This window comes from Dietzia sp. NPDC055340, assembly GCF_053645335.1.
Genome location: NZ_JBSHML010000009.1, coordinates 23,517 through 41,523 on the forward strand (window position 1 = coordinate 23,517; position 18,007 = coordinate 41,523).

General features: G+C 71.7%; 15 protein-coding genes and 1 tRNA gene. 2 read left to right on the forward strand and 14 right to left on the reverse strand.

Features of this window, described 5'->3' with window-relative positions; translation table 11 throughout:
* Positions 1–103: 103 nt before the first annotated feature.
* Positions 104–199: transfer RNA gene (locus tag ACWIFB_RS08335), tRNA-Sec, on the reverse strand.
* A 104-nt stretch (positions 200–303) separates the two neighbouring features.
* Here ACWIFB_RS08335 and selD point away from each other — a divergent pair.
* Positions 304–1,308 (forward strand): selenide, water dikinase SelD, encoded by a 1,005-nt coding sequence (gene selD, locus ACWIFB_RS08340; protein ID WP_452098210.1) that lies wholly within the window; start codon positions 304–306, stop codon positions 1,306–1,308.
* A gap of 13 nt (positions 1,309–1,321) precedes the next feature.
* Here the strand turns inward: selD and ACWIFB_RS08345 are convergent, their stop codons facing one another.
* The 5 genes from ACWIFB_RS08345 to ACWIFB_RS08365 form a co-directional block, all read right to left on the reverse strand.
* Complete coding sequence (locus ACWIFB_RS08345; RefSeq protein ID WP_454057961.1) at positions 1,322–1,855, reverse strand: gluconokinase; 534 nt, start codon at positions 1,853–1,855, stop codon at positions 1,322–1,324.
* Between the two features lie 32 nt (positions 1,856–1,887).
* Complete coding sequence (locus ACWIFB_RS08350) at positions 1,888–3,093, reverse strand: M20 family metallopeptidase (RefSeq protein ID WP_454057962.1); 1,206 nt, start codon at positions 3,091–3,093, stop codon at positions 1,888–1,890.
* Positions 3,050–4,993 carry an alpha/beta hydrolase family protein gene (locus tag ACWIFB_RS08355; RefSeq protein ID WP_454058042.1) on the reverse strand — a complete coding sequence of 648 codons (1,944 nt, stop codon included), beginning with the start codon at positions 4,991–4,993 and terminating at the stop codon, positions 3,050–3,052. The genes ACWIFB_RS08350 and ACWIFB_RS08355 overlap by 44 nt, the downstream gene beginning before the upstream one ends.
* Positions 4,994–5,009: 16 nt before the next feature.
* A complete protein-coding gene (locus ACWIFB_RS08360) occupies positions 5,010–7,583 on the reverse strand; it encodes a glutamate-cysteine ligase family protein (protein ID WP_454057963.1) in 2,574 nt (857 codons plus the stop codon).
* Between the two features lie 106 nt (positions 7,584–7,689).
* Positions 7,690–8,490, reverse strand: coding sequence for a crotonase/enoyl-CoA hydratase family protein (locus tag ACWIFB_RS08365; protein ID WP_454057964.1), 801 nt, complete (start codon positions 8,488–8,490; stop codon positions 7,690–7,692).
* A 504-nt stretch (positions 8,491–8,994) separates the two neighbouring features.
* Between ACWIFB_RS08365 and ACWIFB_RS08370 the strand changes: the two genes are divergently transcribed.
* Positions 8,995–9,705 carry a GntR family transcriptional regulator gene (locus ACWIFB_RS08370; RefSeq protein WP_454057965.1) on the forward strand — a complete coding sequence of 237 codons (711 nt, stop codon included), beginning with the start codon at positions 8,995–8,997 and terminating at the stop codon, positions 9,703–9,705.
* Between the two features lie 89 nt (positions 9,706–9,794).
* Here ACWIFB_RS08370 and ACWIFB_RS08375 read toward each other — a convergent pair whose 3' ends face one another.
* From ACWIFB_RS08375 to ACWIFB_RS08410, 8 genes are all read right to left on the reverse strand, one after another.
* On the reverse strand, positions 9,795–10,649 hold the full coding sequence (locus ACWIFB_RS08375; RefSeq protein WP_452098216.1) for an oxygenase MpaB family protein: 855 nt from the start codon (positions 10,647–10,649) through the stop codon (positions 9,795–9,797).
* Positions 10,650–10,723: 74 nt separating this feature from the next.
* On the reverse strand, positions 10,724–11,242 hold the full coding sequence (locus ACWIFB_RS08380; protein WP_454057966.1) for a hypothetical protein: 519 nt from the start codon (positions 11,240–11,242) through the stop codon (positions 10,724–10,726).
* Positions 11,232–12,449, reverse strand: a complete 1,218-nt coding sequence (locus ACWIFB_RS08385; protein ID WP_454057967.1) for an MlaD family protein — start codon at positions 12,447–12,449, stop codon at positions 11,232–11,234. Before ACWIFB_RS08385 ends, ACWIFB_RS08380 begins: the two co-directional genes overlap by 11 nt.
* Entirely contained in the window at positions 12,446–13,492 is a 1,047-nt protein-coding gene (locus ACWIFB_RS08390; protein WP_454057968.1) for an MlaD family protein, read from the reverse strand. Before ACWIFB_RS08390 ends, ACWIFB_RS08385 begins: the two co-directional genes overlap by 4 nt.
* A 2-nt stretch (positions 13,493–13,494) precedes the next feature.
* Positions 13,495–14,592: an MCE family protein gene (locus tag ACWIFB_RS08395; RefSeq protein WP_454057969.1), complete on the reverse strand. Its 1,098-nt coding sequence runs from the start codon at positions 14,590–14,592 to the stop codon at positions 13,495–13,497.
* A complete protein-coding gene (locus ACWIFB_RS08400) occupies positions 14,583–15,626 on the reverse strand; it encodes an MCE family protein (protein WP_454057970.1) in 1,044 nt (347 codons plus the stop codon). The genes ACWIFB_RS08395 and ACWIFB_RS08400 overlap by 10 nt, the downstream gene beginning before the upstream one ends.
* Complete coding sequence (locus ACWIFB_RS08405) at positions 15,623–16,669, reverse strand: MlaD family protein (protein ID WP_454057971.1); 1,047 nt, start codon at positions 16,667–16,669, stop codon at positions 15,623–15,625. Before ACWIFB_RS08405 ends, ACWIFB_RS08400 begins: the two co-directional genes overlap by 4 nt.
* The gene (locus ACWIFB_RS08410; protein WP_454057972.1) at positions 16,666–18,003 is read right to left on the reverse strand and encodes an MCE family protein; all 1,338 of its coding nucleotides are present in this window, start codon (positions 18,001–18,003) and stop codon (positions 16,666–16,668) included. Before ACWIFB_RS08410 ends, ACWIFB_RS08405 begins: the two co-directional genes overlap by 4 nt.
* Positions 18,004–18,007: the final 4 nt, after the last annotated feature.

Sequence of the window (18,007 nt, forward strand, 5' to 3'; positions counted from 1 at the left end):
CGCCGGTCGTCGACTGCTCGGTGATGGCCCGCTCCTCTTCCCCGGCCCCGCCGGCCGGGGCCGCCCACTCGAGGTGGCCGGGTCGGGGACGGGCGAGGACTGTTGGCGGAGGCGGACGGGAATCGAACCCGCCTGACCGAGATACTCGGCCACGTCGGTTTTGAAGACCGCGGGGACCACCAGGTACCCGGACGCCTCCCTCACGAACGAGTAAGCACCATGGCCGTCACGTGAGTCAACCGCGCCACGCGCTGGCGATGAATCCGGCGGCGCACCCCCGTCGCTGTCACTAGGGTCTGGCCCATGACCTCCGCCCCCGCCCCCGCCCGTCTCACCTCCTACGCCCACGGCGGCGGCTGCGCGTGCAAGATCCCGCCCGGCGCGCTCGAGTCGGTTGTCGCCGGACTCGTCGGCGCGCCCGTCCGCGACCCGGCGGCCGAGCTCATCGTGGGTCTGGACGACGGCGACGACGCGGCCGCCGTGCGGATCGCCGGCGGTCAGGCCGTGATCAGCACCGCCGACTTCTTCACGCCCGTCGTCGACGACCCCTACGACTGGGGGCGGATCGCCGCGGCCAACGCCCTGTCCGATGTGTACGCGATGGGCGGCACGCCGATCGTGGCGATCAACCTGCTGTGTTGGCCGATGGACGTGCTGCCGTACGAGATGGCCGGCGAGGTGCTACGCGGGGCCCAGGACGTCGCCGGGAGCGCGGGCTGCCATGTGGCCGGCGGTCACAGCGTGGACGACCCCGAGCCCAAGTACGGCATGGCCGTCACGGGGATCGCCGACCCCGACCGGCTACTGCGCAACGACGCCGGCCGCGCCGGTGTGCCGCTGTCGCTGACCAAACCGCTGGGGATCGGAGTCCTCAACAGCCGGCACAAGAACACCGGCGCGGTGAGCGAGGAGGCGATCGCGACCATGACCCGCCTCAACGACGTCGCCGCCCGCGACGCCCTGGCCGCCGGGATCGTCTGCGCCACCGACGTGACCGGCTTCGGGCTGCTCGGCCATCTGTTCAAGATGGCCCGCGCCAGCGGCGTCTCGGCCGTGATCGACTCGGCGGCGGTGCCGTATCTGGACGGAGCGCGGCAGGCGCTGGCCGACGGGTTCGTCAGCGGCGGGACGCGGCGCAACCTCGACTGGGTGCGCCCGCATCTCGCCTCGGACGTCGGCGAGGACGAGTTGCTCCTGCTCGCGGACGCCCAGACCTCCGGTGGCCTGCTGGTGGCCGGGGAGGTCCCCGGCGCCCCGGTGATCGGCGAACTCGTGCCGGCCGCGGACGCGACCGTCACGGTGCGGTGAGCCAGGGCTCGGGCTAGGGATCGGACCCGAGATCGCTCGCCGCGTCCGCCATCCAGTGCCCGGTGTGGGTGTCGAGGTAGAACCGGGCCTGCGACAGGAGTTCTGCGAGGGGCGCGGCACCGTCGAGGGAGATCCCCGCCTCGTCCGGCTCCAATGGCTCGAGTGCCTCGAACTGCGACCGGACCAGCGAGGGCGGGAAGAAGTGGTCGCGCCGCCCCGCGAGCCGTTCCCGGGCGAGCTCCTCGGTCACCACCAGGTGGATGAACGCCACCGCGGCGTCGGTACGGAGGACGTCCCGGTAGCTTCTCGCGAGGGCGGAGCAGGCGATCACCGTGGTGTCGGCGCGTTCCCGGATCACGGCGTTGAGCTCGCGCAGCCACGGCCCCCGGTCGGTCTCGTCGAGCCCGGCCCCGCCCCGCATCTTGGCGATCGATGCGGCGCTGTGGAAATCATCCCCGTCGAGGAAGAGTCCACCGACCTCCTCCGCGAGCCGCCGCGCGAACGTCGTCTTGCCGCAGCCGCTCACCCCGAACACGACGATGGTCACGGCGGGCGCCCTCCCGTGCCGCGGACGAAGGCTCAGTCCTCGCCCGCGCCGCGGTCCAGGCGGGCGAAGGCGTCGAACAGCCGGGCGCCCGGCGCGAGCGCCGACTCGTCGAGCATGAAGCCCGGGTGGTGCAGGTCGGTCTCCGCCGACTTCCCGTCCCACACGCCGTACCGCAGATACACGCCGGGGATCTCCTCGGTGTACCAGGCGAAGTCCTCGCCACCGCTGGACTGGTCGGCGGTGCCCACACCGTCCTCCCCGAGCACCCGGCGCACCGCCTCGGTGGCCAGGTCCGCGCAGTCGGCGTCGTTGACCACCGGCGGAACACCCTGCGTGTACTCGAGCTCGGCGCGGATGCCGTAGGGCGCGGCGAGGTCCTCGACGGCCTCCCGCACGAGGTCCTCGACCGTCGCCCACACGTCCCGGTCCGCGCTGCGCAGCGTGCCCAACAGCTCTGCATGGTCGGGGATCACGTTCGGGGCATCACCGCCGGCGTGCAGGGCGCCCCAGGTGAGCACGGTGCCCGAGCGCGGGTCGAGACGACGGTCGAGGACCGCGGTGAGCCCGGTGGCGAGCTCGGCGGTCGAGAAGACGGTGTCCTGGGTCTCGTGCGGCCGCGCCGTGTGACCACCGTCGGACTCGAGTCGGATCCGAACCTTGGCGTTGGAGGAGGTGATCGGCCCGGCCGTCACGCCCACCTCGCCCACCTGCCGGTGCGGATCGCAGTGCAGGGCGAGGATGCGGTCCACGCCCTTGACCACACCTTCCTCCACACATTCCTTCGCGCCGCCGGGCATGGTCTCCTCTGCCGGCTGGAAGATCAGCCGCACGGGCCGGGGCGGCGGGTCGGAGACCAACAGTTCGGCCGCGCCGAGCAGCATCGCGGTGTGGGCGTCGTGGCCGCAGGTGTGCGCGACCCCCTCCGTACGTGAGGCGAAATCCAGGCCGCTCTCCTCGTCCATGGGGAGCGCGTCGATATCCGCGCGCAGCGCCACCACGTCCTTCGCGGTGGCGTCCTTCGCGGCCGGGACGTCGCACCACAACCCGGTGCCGAGGTCAAACCGGCGGGGCTTCAGTCCCATCTTCTCGAGCTCGCCCGCGATGAAGTCGGTCGTGCGCTCCTCCTCGTAGGACAGCTCGGGATGGGTGTGGATGTGACGCCGCCACTGGGCGAGCCGGTCCTCGAAACCGCCCTCAGCGTGCGGGTCGTTCTTCTCCGTCGACTTGCGCCCGAACATCGAACACCTCCTGGCAGAACTGGACCACCCGGTCACCGAGCAACTGACGGTTGGCCAATTTCACGAACTCATGACCTTCGTCCTCGAACAACAACACGTCCACCGGTACGCCGCGCGAGCGCAGCTCCTCGACCGCCTGATCGGTCTCGCTGACCGGCACGTTCGTGTCGTGCGCACCGTGGATGAACAACATCGGCACGGTGATCCGGTAGTACCTGCGCAGCGGGGAGGCCTCGCGCAGCAATTCCCGTTCCTGGAGCGGGTTCCCGTACTTGGGATGGGCGGCCGCCGCGATCCACGGCTCGGTGTCGCGGTAGAAGGTCTGTAGGTCGCTCATCCCGCAGGCGGCGATCCCCCCGCACCAACGGCCGGCGTGCCTGACCAGGGTCGCGTTGACGAGGTAGCCACCGTAGGACCGGCCCGAGACCACCACCCGGTCCGGATCGGCGATCTCCTCGTCGACGAGGTGCAGCAACGCGTCCTCGACGTCGTCGATCCCCGCGAAGCGGCCGTACCGGTCGTCGGCGTGGCCGAACGTCCGGCCGCCGCCGGTGGAGCCCCGGACGTTCGGCGTGAAATAGTTGACGCCCTCGTCGAGCATCCGCCGGGCGATGTCGTCATATCCCGGACGGGACTGGCCCTCCGGGCCGCCGTGCAGGTGCACCACCGTCGGCGCGGGCCCGCCCTCCGGGTCGGCCCGGTACAGCCACCCGCTCAGCTCGAGCCCGTCGCGTGCGGTGAACCGCAGCAGCTCCGGGCCGGGGTCGGGCTGCGCGGGCGACTCGCCGATCCAGCGACGACGACGCACGTCGTAGATCACCACGTGCGGTGGCTGGTCGAGACTCTCCACGGTCACGGCGAGCAGTCGGCCGTCCGCCGTGAGCGTGGGCGCCGAGGCCACGACCTCCGGCAGCTGCGGCCGGGCGATCACCCTGGGCCGGCGCCGCGACAGGTCGAGGATCTCGATCTCGGACAGTCCCCCGTGGACGTTCCACAGCAGTGCGGCCGTGCGCCGGTCGTAGCTCACCTCCACGCGGTCGAGGTCGGCATCCGCGCGATAGGCGATCGGCCACGAGGTGGTCCCGGACTCATCGGCCCGCACCTCCAGCAACCCCACGCGATCGGACGAGTGGTCGCTGCGTACGACCATGCGCATAGGCCGGTCGTCGCCGCCGGCGTCGAGGACCTCCCCGGCGTCGGTGGTGGATCCGGTGTCCGTGGGCAGCAGGGGCCACCACCGGCCGTCCGGCATGATCCGCAGCAACTCGCGATGCCCGCGGGCACCCACCCGGAACAGCGCCGCACCGTCCCGTGAGTGCTTGAGCGCCCCGCCCATCCGGCGATCGATGACGGTGATCTCCCCGGTCTCCGGGTCCACGAGCCGGCCCTCGGCCTGGCCCTCGGCGTCGAAGGCCGTCACCGCCAGCTGACCCCCGTCCCAGCAGACGATCTGCTCGGTGGCGTCGCCCGGGGCGTTCAAGGCGTACGCACTCTGGTCGTCCGGATCAGTGGTGACGAGCCAGATGCGCTCACGCTCACCACCGTCAGGGGCCACCTCGCACGCCAGCCACCGGCCGTCCGGCGAGTAGGCGACCCTGCGAACCGGGCCCTCCACGGGCAGCACCACGTCCCGTTCGGGCCCCGCACCTTTGAGTCCGTCCGGGCCCAGCGGTCGCTGCACCGCCCGCGGATAGCCGGTGCGTTCGGTGACCACACAGGCCAGCAGCGATCCGTCCGGGGACAGGCACGGGGAGCTGGTGTGGCGGAGCTCGCCCGGCCCCCCGGCCGCGTCGTCCGGCGGGCCCGCCTGCTCGCGGGAGCCCGTCTCCTCGGTGATCTCGGTGACGTCCGGGTTCTCGGTCGTGTCGACGGTGTCGGTCGTATGGAATGTGTCGGTCATGTCGATGGTGTCGGGGTCAGGCACGGTGAATCCAGGTGTCCTTTCCACCGCCTCCACTCGAGGCGTTGACCACCATCGTGCCCGCCGGGGCCACTCGTGTCATGGCCACCGGAGGAGCCGACGCGTGGATCTCACCGGTCGGCCCGTTGCGCAGCATGACGAACGCACGCATGTCCACGTGCCGCCGCTGCAGGTCGCGTCCGTCGAACGTCGGCAGAGTCGACAGCGCCTGCACCTCCTGCGCCACGAACCGCTCGCCGTGGCGCCGCAACTCGGCCCGTCGCTCGTCCAGCTCCCGCGGCGAGCACTCCGGGCCCACCGTGATGTCGGAGCCGCCGTAGCCGTCGATCGGCTTGACCACCAGCTCGTCCAGCCGGTCCAGCACCTGCTCCAACTGCGGCGGGTCCGCGCACAGGAACGTGTCGACCTGGCCGATGAGCGGCTTCTCGCCCAGGTAGAAGTCGATGATCGACGGCACCAGCGCGTAGATCGCCTTGTCGTCCGCCGCCCCGTTGCCGGGGGCGTTGACCATCGCGACGGTGCCGTCCGAGATCGCGCCGAGCAGCCCGCGCCGCAGGACCGTCCCGTCCGCGCCCGAGGAGGAGAGAAGCGCCTCTTCGTCCATCCGGACGTAGAGGACGTCGACGCCGATGCGCTCGTCGTCGTTGTCGTCGTCGACCCTCCACAGTCGCCCGTCGTCACCGACCAGATCCCGCGGGGTCACCACCGCACCGCCCACGGCCTCGGCCGCGTGGATCAGGTCGTGCGCCGTGAGCTCGTCGGGTGCCACCACCACGGCGATCGACGGGTTCCCCACGCCCTCGGGCGCCGCGGCCTGGAGAGTCTCCCGCAGCATGTCCAGCCCCTCGGCCGGGTCGTGGATCTCCCCGCGCGCCCCGAACTCGGGGTACGCCTCGAGGATGCGCTCACGCAGCGTCACGGCCATGGCCAACCCGCCCGGCATCCGCAGGTTGTCCTCCAGGACCACCCACTCGCCCGAGCCCGTCGACACCAGGTCCACACCGCTCACCGCCGCACGCATCGTCCCCGCCGGCACGGCCCGGCCCGTCTTCCGGTAACCCGGGGCGCGGTCCAGCGCGTCCTGCGGCACGATCCCGGCGCTGACGATCTCACCGTCGCCGTAGATGTCCCGCAGGAACATCTCCAGCGCCCGGCCGCGCTGCTCGATCCCCGCCGAGATCCGCCCCCACTGATCGGCCGGCACGATCCGCGGCACCGGGTCCAGCGGGAACACCTGCGGCTCCGGCTCGCCGTACACCTTGAGCGTCACGCCGCGCTCCCGGAGCTCCTCGTCGACCTGCTTCTTGCGCTCGCGGACCGTCGCCGCGCCCAGGTCCGAGACGGCCTTGAGCACGTCCACGTACTGCGGCCGCGGGGCGCCGTCCTCGGTGATCGCCTCGTCGTGGACCTCCTCCGTCACCGCCTCGCCCAGCGGGGAGTACGCGTCGAGCATCGAGCGCATCCCGCCGTCGTCGGCCGTGGCGCGCGGCCTGATCCTGCCCACCGTCTCTGCCAGCAGCACCGCAACCACGTCGGCGCGGCGACCCCTGCGGCGATGCGCCGCGCGCTGCCGGGCGGCCGACGAGCCCGCCCCCAGCACGCCGTCGACCAGGTCGTCGACGAGGTCGCGCTCGCCGGTCGCGTCGAGCTGGCCGGACAGCGACTCCACCAGCGCCACGCACACGTCCCCCGCGGGCAGCGGCTGACCCGTTCCCGGGTCCACGAGGTCGCCCTCGAGCCCGGACCGGGCCGCGCGCCAGAACGCGGCCGCCAGCACGGCCGGGGTGGGGTCGACCCAGGCGTTCTCGGGATCGGCGAGCACCCGGTCCACCAACGCCCGGAACAGGGCCGCCACCAGCACGATCGTGTCCACGGTGCTGCACGAGTCGCACAGCCGCAGCTCCACCCCGGATCCGTCGGCGGACGGACGGATATCCGCGTCGATCAGGCCGCGGTCGGCCACCACGCCCGTGGCGACCAGCGCGTCCTCCGACTCCAGCACCCCGTCCGCGGTGTCCGTGCGGAATGCCGACACGTGCGCGGGCGACCACCGGGCCTCGAACGACCGCACCGAGGCGTACCCCGAGTCGCTGCCGTCCGCCCGGAACGGGGAGCCCGCGGCCAGCGCCAACAGCGCCGGCGCGTGCGGGACCACCCGGCGGGCCACGAACTGCGCCTCGTCGGCGTCCGCGACCTCGACCGTCACCACGAAGCGCGCCGAGGCGCGGGTGCGGAACTCGTGTCCGGGAGCGGTCCCCGGCTCATCGGGGTCCGGGGCCAGCTCCACGCCCGGTGAGCCGAGCGCACCCGCGGCGACGATGCCTGTACGCAGGCCGTTCGCCACCTCCGCCAGCTGCGTCCGCCGCTCGCGGATCGCCGTCCCGAGATCCTCGAGCGTGGCGTGCCCGCCGCAGTCACTGGCCACCAACGCCCCGTGGCGGGCAGCGCGTACCCGGTCATCACCGGCCTCGGCGATCACCTCCGCCGCACGCCGTGCCGGCAACTTCGTCCGCAGGTCGACCAGATGCAGCTCTTCCTCGACCATGATCCGTCGCGATCCGTCTGTCATGGCGCCGACGGTAGGACAGCATCCGCGGGTCCGCACCCGCACGGCCGGCGGGCGGGGGTTCGGCGAGCCTGGCGGCCGGGGTCAGCTCATCGGTGTGGCCTGCGGGTCAGCGAGCCTTCCAGACGGGGGCCCGCTTCTCGGCGAACGCGCGCGGCCCTTCGACGGCGTCCTCGGAGGTCATGACGTTGATCATCTCGGTGTCGCTGATGCGCCACTTCTCGGCCTCGCTCGGCCGGGCACCGTCCTGGATCCCCAGCGCTATCCGCTTGCTCGCCTGCACGGACAGTGGGGCGTTGGTGGCGATCACCTCGGCCAGCTCGAGTGCGGCATCGAGCAGCTGGTCGGCGGGGACGACGCGGTTGATCAGGTGCAACTCATGCGCCCGCGCGGCCGTGATTGGCTCCCCTGTGAGCATCATCTCCATCGCCACGCGGTGCGGCAGCTGCTCCGGCAGCCGGAACGCGCCGCCGGCCGCCGCGACGAGGCCGCGCTTGACCTCGGGTAGCCCGAACTTCGCGTGATCGGCGGCCACGACCAGGTCACTGGCCAGCGCGATCTCGCAGCCCCCGCCAAGGGCCGTGCCATTGACGGCCGCGATGATCGGGACGGACACGTAGTGCTGCATCATCCCGGCGAACCCCCGCTGGCGGTTCTCGGCGGGGAAGATGTCCTCGCCACGGGAAATCGCCTTGAGGTCCGCGCCCGCACAGAACGACTGCTCACCGGCGCCGGTCAGCACCACGACGCGGAGCTCGGGATCGGTGTCGGCCTCGTGCAGCGCGTTGCCCAGCAAAGTGCTCACCTCGCCGTTCACGGCGTTGCGGGCCTCGGGGCGGTCGATCGTGACGAGCAGGACGTTGCCGCGGCGCTCACTGCGGACGGCGGGGCGGGTCTCGGTATCGGTCATGCGCTCAAGTCTCACCCGAGGCGGCTCCGGTCCGCAGGGGCTCGTGCGATTCCGCGGCATTCCCGGCTGCGGCCGGACGCGGCCGGACGCGGCCGGACGCTGCCAGACGCGTCTGCGGCGGCCGGACGCCGGGCGGTCTGCCAGCACAACCGGCCCCGGATACGCTGCCTCGCTGACCTACGATGCCTCATTGCTCACTTTCGACCCACTTGCGCTGCGGGAATGGTCCATTCCGGGCGCATAAGTCACAGGCCCAGCGCATCTGCCGTGAGATGCGCTGGTCCCCTGCCGGCCACGCCTGCCAGACAAGCCGAAGCCACAGCTCCAGCCGAGCCGAGCCGGGCCGGCCCCCGCTGAGCCGGGCCGAGCCGGGCCGGACCCGCCCGTGCCGGCCCCCGCTCATGCCGCTCACCCCCGACGGGGATTCTCGCGGCCGTTTCGGATATATTTGATTTCAACTACCGGCTTCGCGCGCCCTCGACGGTGCTTCTCTCCTGAAAAGAGGTGGCGGACTTGACCCCCACTCGACTCGCACAACGTCCCCAACTCTCGGAGGAGGTCGCCGACCACGTCCGGACCCGAATCATGAGTGGCGAGGTGCGGCCGGGCGACTTCATCCGGCTCGACGAAACAGCCGCCAGCCTCGGCGTGAGTGTGACCCCTGTCCGCGAGGCGCTGCTCACCCTACGCGGCGAGGGTCTGGTGGATCTGGTCCCGCGCCGCGGCTACCTGGTCTCGCCCATGAGCCGACAGGACATCGAGGACATCTTCTGGCTGCAGGCCGAGCTGTCGAAGCGCATCATCGATCGGGCGATCCCCCGCTACGAGGCCGAGACCCTCGAGCATCATTCCCATCTCATCGACGACTTCGAGGCCGCCTCCGCCGCCGGGGACACCGACGGGGTCGTTCGCGCGCAGTACGCGATCCACCGCTCGATCAACCGGGTCTCCTGCTCGGACAAGCTCTCCCGCTTCCTCGGCAATGCCGCCCGCTACATGCCGTACCGCCTCTACGCCCAGGACCCGGAGTGGCGGGCCAACGCGCTCGAGGACAACCGCCGGATGCTCGAGGCGCTGCGCGCGGGAGACGTCGACGCGGCCCACGCCGTGGTGGACGACGAGTTCTCCGCCGGCGCGCAGCTCCTCGTCGAGCACCTCGACAGGGCCGGTGTCTGGGACGAAGCCCGCGAGCCCGAGGCCGCCGCGCAGGCCTGAGGCCGGACCGCCCGAGCCGGCGGCGGGACCGGGACGGGCGGGGCGGACCTCGTCGTCGTCGTTCTCGCCACCTCCACCAGCCGCCGGCCTCACACCAGGGGTCGGCCCGTCCGCAGCCGCCACCGCAGGTCGAGGATGAGCAGCCGGTAACTGATCGTGCGGATCGACTCCGGCAGCATGCCGTTGAGCCGGGCCGTCACGGCGAGGAACGTCTCGAACCGCCGCTGGTCCCGCGGGCTCCACGGGAGGCCGATCGCGTCGCGGAACTCGCGGTGCAGAAAGCCGGAGGTCACCCACTTGTTGATCCGCCCGAACAGGGCGTTGGCGGGCTGGGGCAGCATCCGCAGCTCCGTCAGCCCGATCAGGTGCCTGCGGACCGGACCGTCGAAACGGATCCGGTCCAGGCCCTCGCGCCAGTAGTCGTCGAAATCGGCGCGGGTGGCCGGCCACTGCTCCGGGCGCACCTGCAGGGTCGTGCCCAGGGTCGGGGCCGAGGCGTAGAAGGCCTCCCGATCCGAGTCGTCCATCGGACCGTGCAGCCACTCGAAGACGTCCTCGAACCCGATGTACAGGCAGGCCGCGACCCACATCTGGAGCTTGGGGTCCATCGCGCTGTACCTGACCCGACTCTCGGGTGTGGAGTGCACGAGTCGGTGCACGCGGTCGACGGCCTCCCGGTACAGGCGCTTGTCCTCGTCGGTGCCGAGCGTGGCCACCGCCAGGTACTGGAACGTGGTCCGCGCCCGCTTGAAGGGCCGCTTGTACACGTTGCCGGTGTCGACCCGGCTCTCGCGCACGCCCCAGCCCACCTCGGGCCAGGACAGCTGCATGATCACGTTGGCCACGCCACTGGCGGCGCCGAGCGAATCGATCGCATCGGTGATCTGCGGCGGCCGCGCCCGGGTGACCGGCGGCGCGGGGTTGCGGTGCAGCTCGTCGAGCATGGGAGGTTCTCCTTCTGGGTCCTACCCGCCCGTCCGGCGGGTGCGTGGATCGTCTCGGCCTCGCACGGCCGGGGTCAGGCGAGCTGGGCGTCCTCGAGCAGCCACCGGTCGCCGTCGCGGACGACGGTCACGACCATGCGACTGGAGTCGACCCGACCGTCGGGGACGGTGACGTTGGTGACCTCCTGGTCGAGGAACACCAGGACGACGGCGGTGTCTCCGTCGAGGCTCTCCACCGCGGCGTGGGTGACGGTCCCTGTCGAGGTGCCCTCACCGCTGGCCAGCAGTTCGCGTAGCCCCTCGGAGACCTCGCGGTAGCGGTCCGCGAAGCCCGGGGTCGCCTCGGCCACGACCGCATCGAGGTTCTGATCGACGTCGGTGTGGTCGTAGGTGGCCAGCTGGATCACCAGCCGTGTGGTGTCATCCGCGGCGGACTGACGCAGCGCGTCCTGCCGCTGGTCCTGCCAGAGCAGATAACCGAGCACACCGACCGCGACCAGCAGCACGACGATCACCAGTCCCGCGATCGCCCGACCCGCGCGGGGCTTCGTCCTCGTGTTCTCCGGGGCCGCGGCCTCGTTGTCAACCGCCATTGCTCTGCAGTCCTTCCATCATCGTCGCCCAGTACGCGGCGATCTCCTTGCCGGTGGGGATGATCGCCGGGTCCTCGGCCATGTCCGGTCCGATCCGGGTGCCGGGTTCGGTCGCCCCGGCCAGGCCCTCGTCGTTCGGTCGGGGCGCCGCCCGCGACCCGCGCTGTTCGAGGTCCTCGGCGGGCGGGCAGTACAGCCGCAGGTTCGGCTCCCGCCATGACTCGTCGTGGATATCGCGCGGCTCGTACGGGTAGACGCACACCGGCCCCTGGGTGGCGACCAGCTGGAAGTCGGCCCGGCCGTCGCGCACCGTGCCCGCGAGCGCCCGCAGGCCGCGCTCGCCCTGCGTCAGTCCGGCCTCCCAGGCCGGCCCGCGATCGCGGAACACCGGGGTCACGACCAGGGTGTTGGCCAGCAGGCCGGCAGCGTTCTCCCGATTGGCGTCCAGCAGTTGCTGCGCCCGCAGCATCGCCTCGGGCGAGCGGTCGAGAAGGTGGACGAGGGTGTCCTCGCGACGGGCCAGCTGCCCCGTCACGTCCCGGGCCACCGTCGCGGCCCCCGAGATCGGGGCGTCCCGCTCGGCGAGTGCACGCACGGTGACCAACCCGTCGTCGACGAGCCCCCGCAGGGTCGGGGCGGTGTCGGCGAGCATCGCTGTCAGGGTCGCGGTGTCCTCGATGATCGCACCGAGTCGCTCACCGTTGCCCTCGAACGCCTCGGCGTTGCTGTCACCGATCGTGGCCAGGGATTCCGGATCGAGCGCCAGCAGGGAGGTCTCGATGTCCGCGATGAGATTCTCCAGCTTCGCCGGCTGATCCTCCGGCCGGACCAGCAGCGTATCCCCGTCCTGCAGGTACGGCCCGGCGTCGTCGGCCGGGCGCACGTCGAGCCGGTTGTCACCGAGCGCGGTGCTCGTGACGACCCGGGCGGGGGAATCGACCGGGATCTGCGTCCCGTCGAGGATGCGCAGCCGGAGCTCGACCCCACCCGAACCGTCCAGGATCGCGTCCTGGATCACGCCCACGTCCACGCCGCGGTACGTGACGCGCACGCCGGGCCCCATCCCGCGGGCATCCTCCATGTGCGCCACCACCCGGAAGCCGCGGGAGACGTCCGCGTCCTCGGTGATGTAGCGGACGCCGAAGGCGATCGCGACGACGGAGATGATCGCGAAGAGCACCGCCTGCGCGGCGATATGGCGGTTCACGGGGTGCCTCCCATGCGGGCCTCGCCGCCGGTGCCGAGTGAATCCAGCGAGCCGGGAAGGTCGAGGGCACCGTCGAACATCATGTGGTCGCCGCGGATCGCCTCGTCGAACAGGACGACGAAACGCTGCAGCGCGTCCAGCGTCGGGGCCACCTCCCCGCCGAAACCCTCCATGTCCTGCAGGAGGAGCTTCAGGGTGGCCAGCGAGGGAGCGATCCGTCCGTCGGTACCCGTGGTGAACTCCTCGACCTGCACCGTCAGCGCGGCGGTGGTGTCCATGAGCGCGAGGATCGTCTCGCGGCTGGCCGCGGCCTCGGAGACGAGGTCGGCCGAGACCTGCATGCCGCGGTCGATGAGGTCCCGCCGGGCCGCCAGCGCGGAGTTGACCCGGTCGAGGGCGACGATCGTGCGATCGATGTCGTCGCGGTGTAGTTCGTAGAGTTCGATCGCGCGGTCGCCCCGGTCGCGGATACGGGCGATCTCGTCGCCGCGCCCGTCGAGCGCGATCGTGAGCTCCTCCATCACCGTGCCCAGCTGGTCGATGCCGCTGCCGTTGAGCAGCAGGCCGAGCGACGCCAGGCTCGACTCCAGGTCGGGCCCCACGCCGGTGCGGGCGAGCGGGAGGAGCCGGGTGTCCTCGAGGAGCTCCGTCGACCGGTCGCCCCGCGGCGGCGTGAGCGCGATGAACGGGCTACCCAGGGCGGTGGGCAGGCGGATCTCGGCGAACACATCCGCCGGCACGCCGGAGTCGCCCTCGAGCCGCACGCCGATCACGGCATCGGAGCCGTCGGTGTCGACGGAACGGACGCGCCCGACGAGGCTCTCCCCGTAGCGGACCTCGGCGCCGGGGGCGAGCCGGTCGGCCCGCTCGAAACGCATCTCTACGTCTGCAGAGTCGCTGCCAGTGTCCATGCCCAGTGGCCACGCCTGGAGCGAGAGCCGCGGCGAGTTGAGGGCGATCACCGTCGCCGCCACGAGCAGCAACACCCCCACGAGCACGACGACCCCGCGCACCAGGTGCGGTCCGGTCCTGGTCTCACGCATGCTCATCCACCCCCCGTGATCCGTTCGAATGCGCCGACCAGCCCGATCGGATCGCTCTGTTCCACGGGAAACATCAGCGGGTTGGTCAGCCCGGCGCCGGTGCAGAGCGGCAGCGGTTCGCGGGCACACAGCTCGCGGCCGCGCGCGAAGTACGTGATGTTGGACGAGACGTTGAGCCGGATCCGGGCGCGACCGTCCGTCCCGACGCCCATCGCGAGGTTCTCCATCATGACCGGGTACAGGTCGAGGAACTCGGCGAAGTCCTCGCGGTGCTCGGCGTACATCGCGGTGACCTCACGGGTCGCGTCGGTGGTGGCGGTGATGTCCTCGCCGCGCTCGGCGACGATCGTGTCCAGCTGGTCGAGGATCACGCGCAGATCGTCGGCCGGGGCGGCCACGTCGATCTGGTCCTGCCGGATCTGTCGGCCGAGGTCGTCGAGTCCCAGGACGAGGTCCCGCATGGTCTGGTCGCGCCCCCCGGCGGCGTCCATGAGCACGGCGAGTTCGGTGATGATCGCGTCGAGGTCCTCGGCACGGTCGCCGCCCACGGCCGAGACCGTGGACAGGTTCCGGATCGCCCGGTTCAGGGTGCCGCCGCGCCCGTCGAGCGCCTCGGCGCCCCGGTCGAGGCCCTCGGCCATCTCCTCGGCGCCGGGCGCGAACGCCGAACTCAGCGTGTCGAGGCTGGAGACGAACTCGTCGAAGTCGAGCGGGGCACGGGTGCGGTCCGCCGGGATGGTGCCGCCCTCCCCGAACGTGGGCCCGCCCTGGTACGCCGGCGTCAGCTCGACGAACCGGTCCGCGATGACCGCCGGGTTCATGACCAGCGCGCCGACGTCCTCGGGCAGCTCGGTGCCGGGGTCGAGCGTGAGGTGGACGCGCACGACGTCGCCCATCGGTTCGACCTTCTCGACCAGCCCCACCTCGACGCCGACGATGCGCACCTGGGAGCCGACGTAGACGCCGTCGGCCGAGGCGAAGTCCGCCGAGAGGCGGACGCAATCGTCGGTGCGCGCACCGGACAGGAGGTAGATGAGGACGACGACGGCGACGACGACGACCGTCAGCACGGTAAGGACTCGTGTACGTGTCAGTTGCATCCGTCCATCACCCCCAGTGCACAGAGCGCGGAGTCCGGGATCGGCCCGGTGGGCGTCGCGACGTCGGTCCACGGGCCGTTTCCGGACGCGTCGGTGACGGCGCGGAGGCCGGGCGGCATGCGGGTGAGGACCTCGTCCATCACCTCGATGTTGCGCTGATAGGTCTCACTGATCGAGCGCATGTTCACCAGCAGCTGGTTCACGTCGTCGGACTTCTCCTCGAGCAGTGCGCCGACCCGGTCGGCCAGCTCCTCCAGCGAGGCGACCATCGCGCTGAGGGCCTCGCGGCGCTGGGTGAGCACGGTGACCAGCACGAGCGACTGGTCGGTGAGTGCGTTGATGCTCTGCTCCTGGGACACCAGCACCCCGGTGAGTTCGCGGGTCGTGGCGATCACCCGGGACATGCGGTCGTCGTCGCGCGCCATCAGGCCGAGCGCGGCGGAGATGTCGTCGATCGCCTCGCCGGTCGCCTCGGCGTCCTGGGGCAGGATGCTGTCCAGGTTGTCGATGAGTGCGCTCACCGCGTCGACGTCGATCCCGTCGGCGAGCTCGGTCACCGCGCCGCCCATGTCGTCGATCATGTAGGGCGATGTGGTCCGGGCGACCCCGATGCGCCTGTCCGACCCCAGGTCGCCACCGCCGGCGGGGACCACCTCGAGGAAACGGTTGCCGAGAATCGACTTGAGGCCGACCGTCGCGGTGCTGGCCTCGCCGAGGTCCTGCCCGCGGTCGAGGCGGAACCCCACCACGGCCAGGCTGCCGTCGGTCGACAGCGAGTCCACCCGGCCGCTCGGCACCCCGGCCACCAGGACCGGGTCGCCGGCCCGGAGGCCACCGGCGTTGTGGAACTCGGCCGAGTAGTACTCGGTGCGCAAAACGTACCAGAGACGGGGCAGGGCCATACTGGCTGCGAACAGGGCGACGACCAGCAGGATCGACGCGGCACCGACCAGCACGGTGTTCCCGCGACGCTCGTGGCGCGGGTCGCGGAACAGATCCAGCAGGCTCTCCCGGACGAGGGTGAGGGGTCTCATCGGCAGGCCTCCGAGTTCCGGTAGCCGAACAGGCTGGCCTCCCAGTCGCCCTGCTTCACCGTGAAGTTGCACATGTAGAGCGAGAGGAACCCGCCCTTCTGACCGATGGTGTTGACCTCGCGGGCGAACACCGGGGCCTGCCGCAGCGCGGCATCGAACGCGGGGGTGTGGGGGATCCAGCCATCAGTGGTGTGGCGGGCCGCCTCGATGCTCGCCCGCAGGTCGGCGTCGGTCTCGTCCAGCATCGCGGCGAGCGTCGCCACGGAGCTGCCGCCGCGGTCGAGGAGTAGCGCCAGCTCCCGGCCGTCCCCGTCGGCGAGAGCGCCGGCGACCGTGTCGAGGCCGCGGATGAGCTCCTGCAGGTCCGCCCCTCGGTCGACGAGCGTGGAATTGAGCGCCTCGATATTGTCAGCCAGACGGACGTACACGTCTTCGCGGCCCAGGATGTCCCGGCTCAGCAGCGCGAGCCGCGCGAGCAGGACGTCCATCGCCCCGGGCTCGCCCTGGAACGCGGCCACGACTGTGGTCGACAGGGTGTTGACCTCCTCCGGGCTCACCGCCTCGAACAGCGGCTTGAACCCGTTGACCAGCGCGGTCAGATCCACCGGATCAGTGGTCGCGGACAACGGGATCACGGAGTCCTCGGCGAGCTCGGCCGCGCCGCCCACCGCCGGCGCCCCGTCCGCGGTGGGGTCCAGCGACAGGTACCGGATCCCCAGCATGTCGCCGTAACGGACCGACGCCTGTGCACCGTCGGTGACCGGGTGCGAGCGCTCGACCTCGAAGTCGACCACCGCGATCACGTCGCCGTCCGGCCCGATCTCGCGCTTGACGCCCAGCACCTGACCCACGCGCACGCCGGCCACCGTGACCTCCGAGCCGTCGCCCAGGCCACCGACGTCGGTGAACTCGGCGCTGTAGGAGCGGGCGCCCCAGCCCACGGGAACGCGCAGCGTGTTGACCACGAGAATGGTGCACAGCACACCGGTCAGGCAGTAAGCGAACAGTTTCAGGGCGGGCCACAGACCCTTGCGTGAGGTCATCGGATCGCCACCTCGGTCCCCCGGACGAGAGGACCCAGCATCGTCCACGCGGCGGCCGCCGGATCCGCGGCCGGATCGGCGGGCGGCGGCACCGGCGTCCCGGGGTCCGTCGCCGCGGCTGCCTGGAGTTCGCGGAGGACCTCGCGCTCGCCGGCGGCGTTGACCGTGAGCCCGGGATCGTGCTCGGTCGCGGGCGCGCCGGTACACGTCGACCCGGCCAGGCCGGGGTGGCGCGGGCAGTCCTGCGGGCCGTAGGGCATCGGGTCGGCGAACGACGGCACGGCAGTGATGTTGAACCGCCCGGTCGAGAAGGCGGCCGCGCCGGCCTCACCCATCGGCCGCATCGCGTACAGGGTGTTGATCACCCCGTGCGGATTGCGTGCGGTGTGGTCGAACACCACCCCGGTGTCGCCCACGAGCCGGATCGCGCCGGGGACGGTCCGGTCCGCCATGACCGCGCCCGACCCGGCGGCCGCGAGCCCGGCGTCGAGTAGTCGGCGCAGCGAACCCGGCCGGTCGAGGACGATCTGCGACAATCGCGTGGCCTCCTGCAGTGTCTCGAGGATCTGCGGCGTCGCGCCGGCCAGGTCCTCGGTGAGTGCGGCCAGTGCGGGCGAGGCCGCGGCGGCGTTCTCCAGCGCCGGCGCCAGTTCGGCACCGGCACGGTCAGCGTCCTCGATTGTGCGACCCAGCATCTCGCCGCGGCCGTCCAGCGCGCGGGCGAGCGCGGTGAGCGTGATCTGCATCTTCTCCGGCTCGATCGCGACCAGCAGGTCGCTCGCGCGGGTGAACACGTCATAGAGCAGCACCGCCTCATCGGAACCGTCGGCCGGGATCTGCTCGCCGTCGGTCACCGTGGCGCCGGTCGAGAAGGCTCGCGGGGTGGCGCCTTCCGGCACCGGAGGCGACACCAGATCCAGCCGGATGTCCCCGAACAGAGTCCGCGGCACGGCCCGCACCAGCACGTTCGAGGGAATGCGGTCGGCGAACTCGTCGCCGATGAGCATCTCGATGCGGGTGCCGGGCTCGGCGACGTCGTCGTCGTAATTCTTGTCGTTAGCTGCAGCGCCGCCGCCGGCGGCCCGGCCGTCGACGAGGGCACCGCTCCTGGCCCCCTCCGACGCCCGGACGTCGCCCACCTTCACTCCCAGGTGGTAGACCGGCGCGTTCACCGCGATCCGGCCCGCGTCGGCCGGCAGCACCGACCACACTCTGGTCCCGGTGTCGAACATCCCCGCCCCGCGGCCCACGAGCAGGACCCCGACCACCACCGCCACGATCGTGAACACCACGCCGCGCAGGATCAACGTCCTCTCCGGGGTCGGCCCCGCCACACGC

What these genes read in the sequence shown, in the direction of transcription:
- selD (WP_452098210.1), top strand. Translation starts at nt 304, where the DNA reads ATGACCTCCGCCCCCGCCCCCGCCCGTCTCACCTCCTACGCCCACGGC.
- ACWIFB_RS08350 (WP_454057962.1), bottom strand. Translation starts at nt 3,093, where the DNA reads ATGTTCGGGCGCAAGTCGACGGAGAAGAACGACCCGCACGCTGAGGGC.
- ACWIFB_RS08355 (WP_454058042.1), bottom strand. Translation starts at nt 4,993, where the DNA reads ATGACCGACACATTCCATACGACCGACACCGTCGACACGACCGAGAAC.
- ACWIFB_RS08360 (WP_454057963.1), bottom strand. Translation starts at nt 7,583, where the DNA reads ATGACAGACGGATCGCGACGGATCATGGTCGAGGAAGAGCTGCATCTG.
- ACWIFB_RS08365 (WP_454057964.1), bottom strand. Translation starts at nt 8,490, where the DNA reads ATGACCGATACCGAGACCCGCCCCGCCGTCCGCAGTGAGCGCCGCGGC.
- ACWIFB_RS08375 (WP_452098216.1), bottom strand. Translation starts at nt 10,649, where the DNA reads ATGCTCGACGAGCTGCACCGCAACCCCGCGCCGCCGGTCACCCGGGCG.
- ACWIFB_RS08380 (WP_454057966.1), bottom strand. Translation starts at nt 11,242, where the DNA reads ATGGCGGTTGACAACGAGGCCGCGGCCCCGGAGAACACGAGGACGAAG.
- ACWIFB_RS08390 (WP_454057968.1), bottom strand. Translation starts at nt 13,492, where the DNA reads ATGCGTGAGACCAGGACCGGACCGCACCTGGTGCGCGGGGTCGTCGTG.
- ACWIFB_RS08395 (WP_454057969.1), bottom strand. Translation starts at nt 14,592, where the DNA reads ATGCAACTGACACGTACACGAGTCCTTACCGTGCTGACGGTCGTCGTC.
- ACWIFB_RS08400 (WP_454057970.1), bottom strand. Translation starts at nt 15,626, where the DNA reads ATGAGACCCCTCACCCTCGTCCGGGAGAGCCTGCTGGATCTGTTCCGC.
- ACWIFB_RS08405 (WP_454057971.1), bottom strand. Translation starts at nt 16,669, where the DNA reads ATGACCTCACGCAAGGGTCTGTGGCCCGCCCTGAAACTGTTCGCTTAC.